Below are 15881 nucleotides of genomic sequence, written 5' to 3' on the forward strand. Positions count from 1 at the left end.
GCATTGGTTAGATAGGATGCTTTTTACAAAGGGTATACTTAGCTATTTTACTATGGTTGTACTACCGGACATGATATCATGTGCGATCGCCGGGTTAGCCTGTTTGGGATTGAAAACTAAAAATTCAGTAGAGTGCGTCAGCAATTAGCTAATCAAGTAGAGAAAAAATAACGCGCTGCTGACGCACCTTACTAAGTTTGAGGATAACGTTCTGCTAAGAAAGAGATAGCAGCAGCCCGATCGCCCAAATCGCCATCCAACCTCGCCGCCAACAAATCATCCAACATTCGTTTAAACCCAGGCCCCGGCTTATAACCCAAAGCCTTCAAATCGTTGCCATTTAAAGGCGGCTCAACATTAGCCAACCTGGTGAGATATTCCCAGATTTGGCGGCGTGCACTTCGCGGACTTTGTAGGGCGATCGCAATTAACACCGGTAATTCATAATTCCTCAACAGCAACACCAATTGACTCGGCAACTCGCACTTAGGCAAATTCTCTGCTAACTGATTCTTTCCGGCTTCCAAAACTTCCAACCGCTTAATGCTGTCAGCAGGTAACTGAAGATTTGCAGCCACCTTGCCGCGATATTCCGGTGCTAAATAAGCTATCAAAAGTTCCAGTCGCATCTGCCAATCGGGAATATTGATAATGGGGAATGGGGAATTGGGAATGGGGAATTTGGGATGGGGAGTTGCTTCTTCCTTCTCTCTTCTTCCTTCTTCCTTCTTTGCTTTTCCCTCTTCCTTCTTCCTTCTTCCTTCTTCCTTCTTCCTTGGGAGTTCCTCTTCCTTCTTCCTTCCTTGCAAACACCGATCGAGGAAACGCAGTTGCCGCCACAACTCCCGATCCAACTCCAAAGTAGGATGAATGCAGCGCAAAGCCTCCAAATCTCCCAGCATTTGCAAAGCAACTTTCCAGTAAGGAGCTTGCAAAATGTATTTTAATTCGCTTTTCAGCCGAGTTTCCAAAGCCGGGGCTCGGCCGTTTTCCCCCTGAATTCGGTAATAAATCCCGCTGGCCAAAGCGTTGCGGATGTATCCTTCCGTCTGCGGCTCAATTTCAAACCCCAACCGCACCGCAAACCGCACAGCGCGATAAATTCGCGTCGGATCTTCGATAAAACTGTTGGCGTGCAAAACTCGAATTTGCTTCGATTCCAAGTCCAGCAAACCGCAAAAAAAGTCTAACAATTCGCCGCTGCGAGGAGCACCCAACCGCACAGCCAGCGCATTAATTGTAAAATCCCTGCGGTACAAATCTTGGCGAATTGAACTCGCTTCAACTTCAGGATTTGCAGCCGGATAAGGATAAAATTCAGTACGAGCAGTCGCGATATCCACCCACAGCGAGCCGAAAGCAGAGTCTTTGTGCCACAAAAGCGCGGCGGTTTGAAATTGACCGTGAACGTCCAAACGCGATTCTGGGTAAAGTTTTTGCAGCGATGAAGCTAACTCGACACCAGCACCGGAATCGTCGGAACCGCACTTTCCATCCACCACCAAATCGATATCTGTTAGCGCCAGTGTATCATCCGTGGCTAAGAGTAAATCCCGGACTGCTCCACCGACAATATAAAGTTGCCAGCCGCGGTTTTGGGCAATATTGGCCGCGATCGACAATAATTGCCACAATTCGGGACTGATGCGCGATCGCAACAACTGCTCAACCGATTCGGGCATGACACAATAAGACAATTCTGCATTGCTTCCCCTGTCTCGCGCTTTTTGCTGGTGTAATTCCCGCAACACATCAGTCCGGGTAACAATTCCCACCAGTTGACCGTTTTCCAATACTGGCAAGCGCCCGATATCGTATGTCACCATTAAAGATTCAATTTCCGGCAGCAAGGTATCTGGGGCGATCGTTTTTAACTGCGGACTCATGTAACCCTTGACGGGGGCGTGACTGAAACCATGGTGCAGCGCAATGTCAATGTCGCGGCGCGAGATAATGCCGGCGAGTCGATCGCCCGCATCAACCACAGAAAGCCCCGAATGTCCGTAACGTAGGAGGATACGGTGAGCTTCCCCCACCGAAGTTTCCGGGCGAATACTCCGCACCGGAGACGACATTAACTCGCGCGCTGTCGGAGGGTGGGGAATTTGAGTTTTGAGTTCGTCAGCTAACTGATTTAAAGTCAGCAGGGGGTCAACATCGCGGGTGGCGAGGGAAGCGGCGCGGGCGTGGCCTCCGCCGCCGAGGGGTTGAAACAATTCGCTGAGGTTTGTTCCTTCGATGCGCGATCGACCGATAATAGTTAATCGATTGGAAACTGGCGATTCGGGAGCGATGTTGCGGTTGTTTTCGTTTTCGCCAAATTTATAAACATTACCTAACAGCAGAGCATCGGTTTCCGTTAAATCGAGCAAGCGAGAAGCCAGTGAAGAAAGTCCCGGAACATAAGCTTCAGTAGATAGCAGCACCCAAGCTACGCTGTAACCGTGCAAAGTTTCCGATCGCAAATTATTCAGCGCTTCTCTCAGCAAATCTTGCAATTGAGGAGACAAACCGGGTTCTACATATTCAGCTATTACCCCCAAACTCGCTCCCTGTTCCATCAACCACGCCAAAGCTATTGCATCTCGCGCAGTTGCGCCCTCAAAGGTGAGGGAACCTGTATCGACGTGGATGCCCAGGGCCATTACTGTTGCTTCCGAAGGCAGAAGGCGGAATGGTGTGTCGCTCTTTTCTGCTTGATTTTTGAGCTTTTCGACAATTAATGTCGTGCTGGCTCCGACTGCTTCTATCTGGGTAACAGTAGCGGGGATGTCTGAATGTGCCTCTAGGTGATGGTCGAAAACAGCAATTTCGCTCAGGTGTGGCAAATCCAGCCACTCGGCGGCTTTTCCCAAGCGATCGCGCCCTGAGGCATCAACTATAGAAATCGATCGAATTTGTTGCGGATTGACCGATCGGCGTTCAATCAGTGGGTACTCGTCGCGGTGTAGCGCCAAAAAATCCCGCACTGTGGGGTGACACCCGCCCGTCAATACGATCCTGCTACCGGGGCGCAGCACGCAAAGTCCCACCGCCGCCCCCAAGGCGTCAAAATCTGCTGTTGTGTGGCACAAAACTAAGTCCATAGCCGAAAATCCCGCATCTCTAACTCAAACAGTAGCAATTTCTCGCCCTCGGAAACCGGATGTGTCGATCGGGCTTTAACTTAACCTTTCCAGTTTTCTGTCGTGTAGCGAACAATGATAAAATTGATGAAAATCTCAAGAGCCGCTGACGCCTGTTCGCGCAACGCCCGAATTTGCACGGGTTCTTTCGTATCAATCAACCGACAATCTCTCGATCGACTATCGGGAAACTGTCAAAAACTAGAATTTGGAAGCTTTTTTTCGGTTCTGGGAAACTATTTCTGATCAACGCACGGTTATATCGAAAGGAGAAAAGATGTTATCAATTCTGTTTCAAGTGGTTTTACTGGGTCTGGTACTGCTGTCTTTTGTGATGGTCGTTGGCGTGCCAGTTGCTTATGCCTCTCCCCAAAACTGGAATCAGTCTAAATCTCTGATTTATGTCGGGTCTGGTCTCTGGTTTTTGCTGGTTATTGCAGTGGGTGTATTGAACTTTTTAGTCGTTTAATTTCACCCAAGTTTATCGAATAAAGAAGGTAAAAGATAGAAGGATGAAGGCATTCACCAGCGATTGAAAGGCATTCGGCAGAAGCTAGGAATTTTCCAGACCGCGCGATCCTGTATGTTTTTGCACTTGAGATTCAGAGGAGATGCTGCTGCTTTCTGACTTTTGCCTTCTCACAAACAAAAATCTAAAATCTAAAACCTAAAATCTAAACTAGAGCACTATGACTGTTTTCGAGGGAACTTTTACTCACACCGAATCTTTGCGGTTTGCTATTGTCATCGGTCGTTTTAACGATTTGGTGGTTAACAAACTTTTGGAGGGATGTCAAGATTGTTTGAAACGCCACGGGGTTGATATTAATCCTCATGGCTCTCAGGTGGACTTTTTTTGGGTTCCGGGAAGTTTTGAGATTCCTTTGGTGGCGCGCCAAGCTGCTCTTTCTCACCGCTACGATGCGGTAATTTGTCTGGGTGCGGTAATTCGCGGCCAAACTCCTCATTTCGATTTTGTGGCTGGTGAGGTTGCTAAGGGAATTGCTGCTGCTGCTTTTCAGACAGGGGTGCCGGTGATTTTTGGGGTGGTGACGACTGACACGATGCAGCAAGCTTTGGAAAGGGCTGGAATTAAAAGCAATTTGGGCTGGAATTATGCGATGAGTGCTTTGGAAATGGGTACTTTGATGCGCCAAGTTAAGGGTTTGGGAACACAGTCTTACGATCGTCGATTAACTACTGGGTCTGCTGCTCAAGTGCTTTCGGGTGAAGCAAATCTGGCGATCGCCCCGGATGTATCGTCGGATCAAATCCCCACGTAAGTTGGGCTAGCAGTATTTTTTAGGTAAAAAGCATCAAGATTTGCATCTGGAAAAATCTTCAAACTCTTGTGGGGTGGTGATTATGCCCGCCCCCAAGGTAAAAGTTCCACTGGTCGGAGCCGATCGACAAATTAGACCCATATCTTGCCAATTGGCAATGAGTGTGATATCATTAAATGTTCTTAAAATAGCGCAACACTAACTATTACTGCATGGCAACGAAGCCAACGATCGCATTTACTCACCTCGGCTGCGAAAAAAATCGCATCGATACCGAACACATGATTGGCTTGCTGGCTCAAGCGGGCTATCAAGTGGATTCTAATGAAGAATTAGCTGATTATGTTGTAGTCAATACTTGTAGTTTTATCCAAGCTGCGCGAGAAGAGTCAGTCCGCACGCTGGTAGAATTGGCCGAAGCTAATAAAAAAGTAGTCATCACCGGCTGCATGGCACAGCATTTTCAGCAGGAATTGCTGGACGAATTGCCAGAAGCAGTCGCAATTGTCGGCACTGGCGACTATCACAAAATAGTCAATGTTATGCAGCAGGTGGAAAAGGGCGATCGAGTTTCCCTCGTCTCTTCAGAACCTACTTACATCGCTGACGAAACTACTCCCCGCTACCGCACGACATCGGAAGGTGTCGCTTATCTGCGAATAGCAGAAGGCTGCGACTATCGCTGTGCATTTTGCATTATCCCGCACTTGCGCGGAAATCAAAGGTCGCGGACGATCGAGTCTATTGTCGCCGAAGCTAAGCAATTAGCCTCCGAAGGGGTAAAAGAAATTATTTTAATTTCTCAAATTACCACCAACTACGGCAAAGATATTTATGGCGAACCGAAACTAGCCGAACTGCTTCGGGCTTTGGGTGAAGTAGATGTACCTTGGATTCGGATGCACTACGCCTATCCTACAGGTTTGACTCCGCAAGTGGTCGCAGCCATCGGCGAAACGCCCAACGTTTTGCCGTATTTGGATTTACCCCTGCAACACTCGCACCCGGAAATTCTGCGGGCGATGAATCGGCCTTTTCAAGCTGGGATTAATGATGCTATAGTCGATCGGCTCAAAGCAGCACTTCCCGGCGCCGTGATGCGGACAACTTTTATTGTTGGCTTCCCCGGCGAAACCGACGAACACGCAGCACACTTGCTGGAATTTGTCAAGCGCCACGAATTCGATCACGTAGGAGTTTTTGTATTTTCGCCAGAAGAAGGAACCCCAGCCTTCAGCTTGCCCCAGCAAATACCTGCAGAAATAATGGAAATGCGGCGCAATTCGGTAATGGCGGCACAACAACCTATATCATTGAAAAAGAATCAAGAGTCTGTCGGTCAGGTAGTTGATGTCCTGATAGAACAAGAACAACCAGAGACAGGTGAGTTGATTGGTAGATCCGCTCGGTTTTCCCCAGAAGTAGATGGACTCGTCTATGTGACAGGAGAAGCGCGACTGGGATCGATCGTATCTGTGAAAATTACTGGTGCAGATGTCTACGACCTCTACGGTCAAGTGTAAGTGTTGCTGGAACTGTCGCGATCGGCGGTGTGGCGAACAAAAACCGGACACCAGCCAAAAATGATTAGCGGATTGTGCAGCAAAAGTAACGGTTTGTACAATATTGTGCAAAGATATCTAGCAAAGGCGTTATAAACCTTTATTAGCCTCTGGCTGCAATCGACGCTCCCCCTCGGGGTGCGGTTATCTCTACAGAACATCGGAAAATTTTAACGAATTTAATGTTTTGTTTCTGAATGTAAAGAGTTATGATAGTAACAAGCCAGAAATAAGCGGGGATAATTTGAGATTGCTTCGCCGTCCGCCCTACACCACAACGGTATCCCGAAAGAGTGTTGAGATGGATAGGCGGTAACGGTCGCCCCATCCCCTGCTCAATCCCGCAGGCGACGGATTGCGGGATAGCGCCTGAACCAAACAACCTGTTACTACTATGTAGTGAAGTGGGGCTGGTCATGATCCTCACTATAAAATGCCTAAGAGGGAAAGCTTGCAAGTACCTCAAAGGAAGTCCAATGTCCTGTTTTAAGAATGTTGGAAGCCTATAACCCGACCGCTGGCGGTTGGTATCGGCGATGTCACAAAATCAAAGACGGCTGTCGAATTGGTAAATTTAGTCACCATCGACGGAGCTGCCCTATACTCGATTGCTATTTAAGAAGGTGCGCGCAGGCGCAGCACCATAAAGAACTCTTATGAGTTCCTGCCCTAGAGCAGAAATCCGCATCCGAGTTGGGCAACTTAGAAGGCTAAGACTCGTTATTAGGAGCATTAATGAATTTATTGTTTGAAGGCTTAGGTCTTTCGGAAGAACTCGTTCTCCATCTGGAAACACTAGGCTTTACAGAACCTACTCCCATCCAAGTACAAGCAATTCCGCACCTGTTAGCAGGTCGCGACGTTGTGGGTCAAGCCCAAACAGGGACAGGCAAAACGGCAGCATTCTCGTTGCCCATCTTGGAGCGGATTGATTTAGATGTGACTGCGGTGCAAGCACTGGTGCTGACGCCGACTCGCGAATTGGCGATGCAAGTAACTGAAGCCATCCGCGATTTGAGCGGCATCAGCAGCGACGGCCCGGTAAAAGTGGGTCGCTCTCTGCAAGTTCTGACAGTGTACGGCGGTCAATCGATCGATCGTCAAATGCAGCGTTTGAAGCGTGGCGTTCACGTCGTAGTCGGTACACCCGGACGCATATTGGATATGCTGAGCCGCGGCAGCCTGAAACTAGACAAGGTAAAGTGGCTGGTTTTGGATGAAGCTGACGAAATGCTGAGCATGGGCTTTATCCAAGATGTGGAAAAAATCTTGGATGCTGCACCAAAAGAACGTCAAACGGCATTTTTCTCGGCGACGATGGAAGCTTCCATTCGGAAATTGGTGGCGCGGCATTTGCGTAACCCAGTCAACGTCACCGTAGAACAGCCAAAAGCAACGCCGAAGCGCATCAGCCAAGGCGTGTACATGATTCCCCGGGGCTGGTCGAAGGCAAGAGCTCTACAGCCAATCCTAGAAATGGAAGACCCGGAATCTGCACTGATTTTTGTGCGGACTCGGCAGTCGGCGGCAGAACTCACCAGCCAACTGCAAGCAGCAGGTCACAGCGTTGATGAGTATCACGGTAATTTGAATCAGGCACAACGGGAACGTTTGTTGCATCGGTTCCGCCAATGTCAGGTGCGCTGGGTAGTGGCGACTGATATTGCGGCGCGGGGTTTGGACGTGGATCACTTGACTCACGTGATTAACTACGATTTGCCCGACAGTGTGGAAAGTTACGTTCACCGGATCGGACGCACGGGCCGGGCTGGTCGCGAAGGAACGGCGATTACGCTGATTCAACCGGTCGATCGCCGCAAACTGCGCTTGATTGAACGCCACGTGCGATCGAGCTTGACGGTGCGAAACATTCCGACACGGGCGCAAATTGAAGCACGTCAGTTGGAAAAGATGCAAGGTAAAGTTCGCGAAGCTTTGGCTGGCGAACGCATGGCATCTTTCTTGCCTCTGGTGTCTCAGTTATCCGAGGAGTACGACTCCCACGCGATCGCCGCTGCTGCTTTGCAAATGGCTTTCGATCAAAGCCGTCCTGCTTGGATGGGCGCTGATTACGCTCAACAAGAAGATCCCCCGATTGGTGGAGAAAACAGCGTCAAGCCTATCTTGATCAAAAAGCGGGCTAAGACTGGTGAGACGACTTTTTCAGGAGCACCGAGTGCTCCTGTTCCCCAGAACCGCTAATTGGTAGGGTGCACAATGTGCACCTTATTTAGAATTATTGTAGAGATGCGATATCGCGTCTCTACTTTTTTTTATGGGTATGAGACTCTATGGGGAATAAAAATCACAAAAAAGCTCTTCGTTCGTTGAACAAGCGGATTGCAGAACATGAAGAAAAGATTAGACTGGAATATGAGAAGGATTTTCCCGATGAAGGCTTAATCCGGCATTGGGAAAGTGAAATTCGAGCTTTTGAGAAAGGAATTCAGCAAGCTTTAAAACGATTGGGTAAATAAAGATGCAAGTTAGCGATCGGACAATTTCTGTAACTAATTATACACTGAGAACGTTAATTGATGAATTGGGTACTGAGTGTCAAAATGTGATTACTTTAATCCATCAGCTTCAGTTACCTGATTTGAGCGATCGACAAAAAGCTGAAATTCTAGCAGACTTCCTGAGTGCTGCAATTCATCTGAACGTTCACTGCGGAGAGGATTTTCAGACACTAATTGCTGAGGAAATGACAAAATTGTCGGATGATGATGAAGAGGATTAAGGAGACGCGGGCGATCGCACATGAGGAAAAAGCCCTCCAGTCAACTTACACAAAGGCTAAAAATCGTCATAAATAAGGAATAAAGTCATTACTACAAACTTGTGAACCTGGACTTTTGCACAGTTGTTTAATATTTCAGTTGAGCTGCGTGCTCACAATAATTTTTTGCACGCGATCGCCCTTAATTTCCACAATCAAATTAGAAGCCTTTTGGTCATTGCTGTAAGTCAACCGAGTCACTCCACCCTGCACTGATTGCGACCCGTAACCGTAAGTTTTAACGACTTTTTGGCTGTTATCTCCTAGCTTCACACCATCAATTGTCAGAAACTTGGGATTGGTAGTAGAAATTAAATAAACTTTTCCCTCCCATGCTGCTACGGTCAATCTTGGGTAGGTTAGCGTACGAATCTTGCCACCGAGCCCAGATCCAGCAGATTTAGTTTCGTCGCGCTGCGGTTTTCCCAACTTACGTTTTGCCTCTTCTACAGACATCCCCAACCGCACGCCGCCAATCCCCAGGCGCGAATAGTTCAGCGCCGTCGGCTTTTGTGTCGCGCTGAGCATTCTTTCTAGAGTCGCAACAGTTTGATTCATAGCGGGAACAGGGCGAATTAAAGCAGCAAATCCAAAGCTCGAAATCGCGAGATTCATCATGATGCCAGCGAGGGCTGTTGTCACAAACATTTTTACCATTTTTTTATAGCTTTATTTGGCTATGTATTCCCGCGATCGCCCGCTAGATCCGGATTGATACTAATAGGACTTACACAAACACTCCTAGACGCACGGCGATGCTCTGAAACCGAGTTTTTTTACCAAAACTACACAAAGAAACCCGGTTGTTACCATAACTCTTAGGTTTAACAGTGATTCAGTAAGAAACCGGGTTTCTAGCGCAACCTAGGTAAGTCCTGACTAATATTTTTTAAGCTTTGAAAACCGCCAATTTCGGGCGAACCGAATTTGCTCCGGCACAAGCTTGCGTCCGCCTGGGAGGACTGAAAGAAAGAATAAAGGAGGTAAATCAACGGAAATTGCTGTGATATCCTAACAAAAGCCATATCTGCATAAAATAAGTAATTTAGATGACCGCAACAGATTCTACTAAGCACCAAAAATCCAAGGCCCTCAAACCCGGTAGCCGCCGCCCCGCTAAAGAACTTTGCAGCGAGTGCGGTTTGTGCGACACATATTACATCCATTATGTCAAGGAATCTTGTGCTTTCTTAACACAGCATATTGCAGAACTGGAAGAAGAGATTCACGGGCGATCGCGCAATCTCGACAATCCCGACGATTGGTATTTCGGAGTCAGTCAAAATATGATGGCTGCTCGTAAAAAAGAGCCGATCGAGGGCGCTCAGTGGACGGGAATCGTCAGCACAATTGCCATTGAAATGCTCGAAAAAGGAATTGTAGAAGGCGTTGTTTGCGTCCAAAATACCAAAGAAGACCGCTTTCAACCCATGCCGATTATTGCTAGGAATCGTGAAGAGATTCTCGCAGCCAAAGTCAACAAACCCACTCTCTCTCCAAATCTTTCCGTATTAGAACAAATCGAAGAATCTGGGATGAAGCGGCTGTTAGTAATTGGCGTCGGCTGTCAAATTCAAGCTTTGCGAACAGTAGAGAAAAAACTCGGTTTAGAAAAGCTCTACGTTTTAGGCACTCCCTGCGTCGATAATGTCAGCCGTGCAGGCTTGCAGAAATTTCTAGACACGACTAGCCGCTCTCCTGAAACGGTGGTTTCTTACGAGTTTATGCAAGACTTTAACGTTCACTTCAAACACGAAGATGGTTCGGAAGAAAAAGTGCCGTTTTTTGGCTTGAATACTAAGGAATTGAAAGATGTTTTTGCTCCTTCTTGTTTGAGCTGTTTTGATTATGTCAATTCTTTAGCAGATTTAGTCGTGGGCTACATGGGAGCACCTTTTGGCTGGCAGTGGATTGTGGTGCGAAATGACACCGGGCAAGAGATGTTAGATTTGGTAACGGATCAGCTTAACACTCAGCCGGTGATGTCTCAGGGAAACAGAAAAGAAGCGGTTCAGCAAAGCATTCCGGCTTATGAAAAAGGGGTGACTTTGCCAATGTGGGCGGCGAAGTTAATGGGAGTATTTATTGAGAGAATTGGGCCGAAGGGTTTGGAATATGCTCGGTTTTCCATTGACTCTCATTTCACTCGCAATTATCTGTACGTGAAGCGGAATTACCCGGAGAAATTAGAGGCTCATGTGCCGGAATATGCTAAGCGGATTGTGGGGCAGTATAAGTTACCAGATGTGTAAACTTGTAGGGTGCGTCAGTCAGGATTTGTTGGATTATTGAAAAAATAACGCTAATTGAAACTGACGCACCTTACTACTCAAGCATAGCCAAAGATAGAAAACAAATGCACTTGGGAAAAATCGAATTATGGAATCGCGGAACGTTAACTAGACTGGCTATCCTTAGTACGATCTTAATTACTCTAATTAGTGGGATATGGTTGAGTATGATTGCAATGCCAGGGAAAAGCTACAACGGGACACTTCCCCCTTTAACAGCACAGGAAATCACGCTCAGAGATGCTTTACAGCGCGATGTGGAAAAGCTCGCTGGTGAAATCGGAGAGCGCAACTTTATACAATATCAAAAACTTGGAGAAGCCGCTGACTTTCTCGAAGCATCTTTTCAAGCTGCTGGCTATAAAGTTGAACGACAAGGATATAAAATTGATGATAAATTTTATTATAACATAGAAGTGGAGATTCCAGGGGGAAAAAAGGCAGATGAAATAGTTGTAATTGGGGCACATTATGATTCTGTGGTGGGGAGTCCAGGGGCAAATGATAACGCAACTGGGGCGGCGGGAGTGCTGGCTTTAGCGAGAATGTTTGCAGGTAAAAAGCCTGAAAAGACTGTGCGTTTTGTTGAGTTTGTGAATGAGGAACCGCCTTTTTTCTGGACTGCTGATATGGGGAGTTTGGTTTATGCGAAAAGATGCAGAGAGCGTAATGAAAAAATTGTTTCGATGCTCAGTTTAGAAACAATTGGTTATTACTCAGATGCCAAAAACAGTCAGAAATATCCAGCACCATTAAACCTTTTTTATCCTACATCGGGAAATTTTATCGGATTTATTGGCAATACATCCTCAAGTAAACTGGTAAGAGAGGCGATCGCATCTTTCCGCCGCCATGCTGAATTTCCCTCGGAAGGTGCAGCAATTCCCGGTGGCATTCCTGGTGTTGGTTGGTCCGATCAATGGTCTTTTTGGCAACATGGTTATCCAGGGCTGATGGTGACAGATACTGCTCCCTATCGCTATCCTTACTATCACACGGCGCAAGATACACCCGATAAGGTTGACTGGGAACGGACGGCGAAGGTGATAGCTGGATTGGAGAAAGTTGTGGCAGATTTGGTGGGAGTTGATATTAATTAGTTGCTTAGGATGCCCAGCGGGGAAATATCCTCGCTGGGAACAGAATATTATGCAAACTGGCGCACCTACTAATTAGTATAAGTTGCCTGAGTGAGGTGATTCAGAGAGTTTTTAATAGATGTTTGGCAGGGACACGGTATTGCCCTGTCTTTGTTTTATACAGTTGGGAAAATTAGAGGTAAAAGATTATGACACTTATAGTTGCACAGAAACACGTGAAGTTACAAAAGTCGATCGCGCTTGTTTGCTGTGCGATCCTAGCATTATCTGGAAGTGGACTGTCTGCGAAGGCTGCAGAAACGCGATCGGGAAACAGTAGACGAACATTTGCTGATTGGTGTCGCGAGCGCGCTTCTTTGACTCCTGAAGTTAAACATACTGTTGATGTGCTGTTGAAGGAAGCAGGGACTACTGAGTGCGATCGCGCTTCTGAGAAACTTTCTAGTCTCACGGAACTCAACCTCTACGGAAATCAAATCAGCAACATCAAACCCTTGCAATCTTTGACTAAACTGACTAAGCTCGACCTCACCAACAATCAAATCAGCGATATCAAACCGTTAGAATCATTGACTAACCTGGTTTCGCTCACCTTCAACAACAATAAAATCAGTGATATCAAACCGCTAGAATCCTTGACTAATCTGACTTCGCTCGATGTCAGTAATAATCCACTTAGTGACATCAAATCCTTAGAATCTTTGACTAACCTGACTCTACTCAGCCTCTTCAACTCTCAAATCAGTGACATCAAACCTTTACAATCCTTGACTAATCTGAATTTTTTGGTCCTCACCAACAATCAAATCAGCGACATCAAACCGCTAGAATTCTTGACTAACCTGGTTTGGCTCCAGCTCGGCAACAATAAAATCAGCGACATCAAACTGCTAGAATCCTTGACTAATCTGATTGATATCGGTCTCGAAAACAATAAAATCAGCGACATCAAACCCCTAGAATCTTTGACTAACCTGACTGATATCGCTCTCTTCAACAATGAAATCAGCGACATCAAACCCCTAGAATCTTTGACTAACCTGACTGAGCTCTACCTGAGAAACAACAAAATCAGTGACATCAAACCCCTAGAATCGTTGATTAAATTGACTACTCTCGACCTCAGAAACAATAAAATCAGCGATATCAAACCGCTAGAATCTTTGACTAAACTGTATGCGCTCTTCCTCAATAACAATGAAATTAGTGACATCAAACCCCTAGAATCGTTGATTAAATTGACTACTCTCGACCTCAGAAACAATAAAATCAGCGATACCAAACCGCTAGAATCTTTGACTAAGCTAACTTCGCTCGTCCTCACTGGAAATCTAATTGCTCCCAAAACTTGCCCTCTCAAGCCAGAGTATATCTGTCAATGGGAACCAGAACCTAATCCATAAAACTTTACAGTTCCGAAAATTAGAGCTACAAGGTTATGACACAAATCACCCTAATTATTATTTGAAAGTCCGCTTACGCGGACTTTGTTTGTGCAACGTCGATTTCAATCGTCTGGATATTTTTGCAACAAGTCTATTTAATCACTTAGGATTAACAACAAACTCACTGACAATAAACGGCTTTCGATTAATAATCGCACTGGGATTAGCATCAAGTTGAGACTGCGTGTAAGGTTCAATACCATACGTTATTACCCGCAACTGCTGACTCTCAGGAGCAACTTCAAACTCATTCCAGCCGTAGGTATGCACTCCTAAATACTCTCCCTGAATCAGTCTAGCGTCAATCCCAGAACCTTCCAAACCAACTGGATCGTATCCTAGTGGCGCTGTCCGAGTATCCAGAATATTGCGGACAAAAGCATCTTTTTGTTCCCTTGTCGGCAATGAGTTATAGCGATCTTTTTCCGATTGTGGCAGCAAGGCGGTGGGCGTAAAAGCAACTGTTGCGGGGCCAAAGGGAGCGGCAAACGGCCCTTGCCCGATGTTCAACTGAATAGCAACAGGACTCGTCATTACATCAATAACATCCGTAGGGATTTGCGGCTGACCTGCGGCTTCTTGATAGGTGACATTATTCACGACATATCCGTGAAAATCTCCGGTGGCAAAGACCACATTTTTGATGTTATTTTCTTTGATGAAACGCAGCAAATCTGTTCGTTCAGCAGCATAACCTTCCCAGCGATCGCCTGCCACCGGAATACCAAAATTTTGTATCGGATCGCTTGACATAATAAACTTCCAAGTTATGCCATTTTGTTGAGATTTCAGTAAGTCATTTTTCAAGTCTTGAAGTTGCGCCCCCCCTAACAGCGTGCGATTGGGCGTAAAGGCATCATTGAGAAACTTATTAACAGTAGCTTGGTCGGAAGTTTCTGGGATACTTTTCAAAGAATTATCTCGGAAAGAGCGCAAGTCTAACACAAATGTAGCTGCATCACTGCCGAAAGTATTATAGCGATAAAGTTTCTGCTCGTTAGCAGTGCGAGAGTCGCCCGTATTGCCATAAAAATCATTTCGCAGGGGATTGTAGGCTTGAAATGCTTGTAAACCTGTGTCAAATACAGGCGTATCATTGACAAAGCCTCCCCCCGTCCCGAAAATCCCCTCTTTTTGCGGCGACTCACTAGGTGTTGCACCCCCGGCAAAATCATTCGTGAGCTCGTGGTCATCCCAGCTAGCATAGATGCTGGTGGAAGCCTGCAAATCAGCCCAGGTATTGAGGCCATAACGTTGAGCGTAGACTTCATTGTGCTTGGTGCTAAACTCTTCAAAAGTTTTAGGTTGTCTGACTCCCGGCAAATCCGGCGATAGATCGTCTACATAAGCGGAGTCGCCGAGGCGAACAAAAAAGTCGAGATTGCGTTCCGGCGCATTTGCGATCGCCGGAAAAGGAGTAAGTTGACCTTGCCAGTCGCCTGCTACCCCAAATCGTAAACCCTGGCGATTTCCCAACTCAGCAGCAGTGCGGAATTGCCCAACTGCTGAAGTGCCAGCGGCATCACGCACTCGATAAAAATATTGAGTACCAGGCTTTAAATTTGTCAGTTCGGCCTTCACGGGTACGGTAACATCGGTGACGGTCTCTGTGAGAGTGCCGAGACTCTTACTGAAGTTTGGATCTGTGGAGTATTCAAAGACAACATTACCAAGAACTGTGCTGCGAGTCCACAAAACCGTTGAAGTTTGGGTGGTATCTCCCGAAGCAATGCCATTTGGCAAGGTTGAGTCACCAGACTTAATAAATGGGGTGACATCTCGCCCTTCAGCAGCGCCAAACTTGGTAAAGTGTTCAATGCCAGTAAGTTCGTCCCGTTCAACAGCGCCAGTAATACCGGGGTTTTTTGCCAGATAATAGCTATCGTTATACAAAGGGCTGGGACTGCGATTTTCCGATTGACCAAATTGGAGGAAGTGACCAATGCCAGTAATTTCATCGCGATCGACAGCCGCAGCAACATCGGGATTTTTCCCTAGATAATAGCTGTTGTTATAGAAGGGGCTAGGATTGCGGCCTTCAGATTCTCCAAAATTAATGAAGTGTTGTAATGCTGTGGTAGCTTCGCTATTGACAGCGGCAGCGACATCAGGGTTATTTAAGAGATAATAATTAGTATCGAATAGGGCGCTAGGGTTGAGGCCCTCAAATTGACCAAATTGGGTGAAGTGTTCAAATCCGTTTTGGAAGTTCCCTTTGGCTAGAGCGGCTGCTACCTCTGGGTTTTTAGCCAGATAGTAGGTTTCTTGAAATAGAGTTTTAGCGTCTAACATAAGG

At 46.6% G+C, this 15881-nt stretch carries 12 protein-coding genes; 9 read left to right on the forward strand and 3 right to left on the reverse strand.

Annotation, left to right across the window (positions count from 1 at the left end):
• Positions 1 to 191: 191 nt before the first annotated feature.
• Complete coding sequence (locus tag QUB33_RS11970; protein WP_333350623.1) at positions 192 to 3086, reverse strand: CBS domain-containing protein; 2895 nt, start codon at positions 3084 to 3086, stop codon at positions 192 to 194.
• 316 nt (positions 3087 to 3402) lie between these two features.
• Here QUB33_RS11970 and psbZ point away from each other — a divergent pair, with 316 nt between their 5' ends.
• From psbZ to QUB33_RS12000, 6 genes are all read left to right on the forward strand, one after another.
• Positions 3403 to 3594, forward strand: a complete 192-nt coding sequence (psbZ, locus tag QUB33_RS11975; RefSeq protein WP_190735314.1) for a photosystem II reaction center protein PsbZ — start codon at positions 3403 to 3405, stop codon at positions 3592 to 3594.
• A 220-nt stretch (positions 3595 to 3814) separates the two neighbouring features.
• A complete protein-coding gene (ribH, locus tag QUB33_RS11980) occupies positions 3815 to 4408 on the forward strand; it encodes a 6,7-dimethyl-8-ribityllumazine synthase (RefSeq protein WP_190735316.1) in 594 nt (197 codons plus the stop codon).
• 212 nt (positions 4409 to 4620) lie between these two features.
• Complete coding sequence (gene rimO / locus QUB33_RS11985) at positions 4621 to 5931, forward strand: 30S ribosomal protein S12 methylthiotransferase RimO (protein ID WP_333178081.1); 1311 nt, start codon at positions 4621 to 4623, stop codon at positions 5929 to 5931.
• Between the two features lie 774 nt (positions 5932 to 6705).
• The gene (locus tag QUB33_RS11990; protein ID WP_333059615.1) at positions 6706 to 8172 is read left to right on the forward strand and encodes a DEAD/DEAH box helicase; all 1467 of its coding nucleotides are present in this window, start codon (positions 6706 to 6708) and stop codon (positions 8170 to 8172) included.
• An 89-nt stretch (positions 8173 to 8261) separates the two neighbouring features.
• A complete protein-coding gene (locus QUB33_RS11995) occupies positions 8262 to 8447 on the forward strand; it encodes a hypothetical protein (RefSeq protein WP_242725046.1) in 186 nt (61 codons plus the stop codon).
• Between the two features lie 2 nt (positions 8448 to 8449).
• Positions 8450 to 8710: a hypothetical protein gene (locus QUB33_RS12000; protein ID WP_333350627.1), complete on the forward strand. Its 261-nt coding sequence runs from the start codon at positions 8450 to 8452 to the stop codon at positions 8708 to 8710.
• A 135-nt stretch (positions 8711 to 8845) separates the two neighbouring features.
• On the opposite strand, the gene QUB33_RS12005 is transcribed toward QUB33_RS12000, so the two are convergent.
• Positions 8846 to 9406, reverse strand: a complete 561-nt coding sequence (locus QUB33_RS12005; RefSeq protein ID WP_333350629.1) for a hypothetical protein — start codon at positions 9404 to 9406, stop codon at positions 8846 to 8848.
• 392 nt (positions 9407 to 9798) lie between these two features.
• Here QUB33_RS12005 and QUB33_RS12010 point away from each other — a divergent pair, with 392 nt between their 5' ends.
• From QUB33_RS12010 to QUB33_RS12020, 3 genes are all read left to right on the forward strand, one after another.
• Complete coding sequence (locus tag QUB33_RS12010; protein ID WP_333350631.1) at positions 9799 to 11001, forward strand: Coenzyme F420 hydrogenase/dehydrogenase, beta subunit C-terminal domain; 1203 nt, start codon at positions 9799 to 9801, stop codon at positions 10999 to 11001.
• 104 nt (positions 11002 to 11105) lie between these two features.
• A complete protein-coding gene (locus QUB33_RS12015) occupies positions 11106 to 12140 on the forward strand; it encodes a M28 family peptidase (protein WP_333350633.1) in 1035 nt (344 codons plus the stop codon).
• A gap of 188 nt (positions 12141 to 12328) precedes the next feature.
• Complete coding sequence (locus QUB33_RS12020; RefSeq protein WP_333350636.1) at positions 12329 to 13543, forward strand: leucine-rich repeat domain-containing protein; 1215 nt, start codon at positions 12329 to 12331, stop codon at positions 13541 to 13543.
• 141 nt (positions 13544 to 13684) lie between these two features.
• Here the strand turns inward: QUB33_RS12020 and QUB33_RS12025 are convergent, their stop codons facing one another.
• Positions 13685 to 15877: an alkaline phosphatase D family protein gene (locus QUB33_RS12025; RefSeq protein ID WP_333350638.1), complete on the reverse strand. Its 2193-nt coding sequence runs from the start codon at positions 15875 to 15877 to the stop codon at positions 13685 to 13687.
• Positions 15878 to 15881 lie beyond the last annotated feature (4 nt).

It is taken from the genome of Microcoleus sp. B3-A4 (assembly GCF_036705385.1).
GTDB lineage: Bacteria > Cyanobacteriota > Cyanobacteriia > Cyanobacteriales > Microcoleaceae > Microcoleus.

Coding starts and splice junctions, on each gene's coding strand:
- QUB33_RS11970 (WP_333350623.1), bottom strand. CDS start 3,086: ATGGACTTAGTTTTGTGCCACACAACAGCAGATTTTGACGCCTTGGGG.
- psbZ (WP_190735314.1), top strand. CDS start 3,403: ATGTTATCAATTCTGTTTCAAGTGGTTTTACTGGGTCTGGTACTGCTG.
- ribH (WP_190735316.1), top strand. CDS start 3,815: ATGACTGTTTTCGAGGGAACTTTTACTCACACCGAATCTTTGCGGTTT.
- rimO (WP_333178081.1), top strand. CDS start 4,621: ATGGCAACGAAGCCAACGATCGCATTTACTCACCTCGGCTGCGAAAAA.
- QUB33_RS11990 (WP_333059615.1), top strand. CDS start 6,706: ATGAATTTATTGTTTGAAGGCTTAGGTCTTTCGGAAGAACTCGTTCTC.
- QUB33_RS11995 (WP_242725046.1), top strand. CDS start 8,262: ATGGGGAATAAAAATCACAAAAAAGCTCTTCGTTCGTTGAACAAGCGG.
- QUB33_RS12000 (WP_333350627.1), top strand. CDS start 8,450: ATGCAAGTTAGCGATCGGACAATTTCTGTAACTAATTATACACTGAGA.
- QUB33_RS12005 (WP_333350629.1), bottom strand. CDS start 9,406: ATGGTAAAAATGTTTGTGACAACAGCCCTCGCTGGCATCATGATGAAT.
- QUB33_RS12010 (WP_333350631.1), top strand. CDS start 9,799: ATGACCGCAACAGATTCTACTAAGCACCAAAAATCCAAGGCCCTCAAA.
- QUB33_RS12015 (WP_333350633.1), top strand. CDS start 11,106: ATGCACTTGGGAAAAATCGAATTATGGAATCGCGGAACGTTAACTAGA.
- QUB33_RS12020 (WP_333350636.1), top strand. CDS start 12,329: ATGACACTTATAGTTGCACAGAAACACGTGAAGTTACAAAAGTCGATC.
- QUB33_RS12025 (WP_333350638.1), bottom strand. CDS start 15,877: ATGTTAGACGCTAAAACTCTATTTCAAGAAACCTACTATCTGGCTAAA.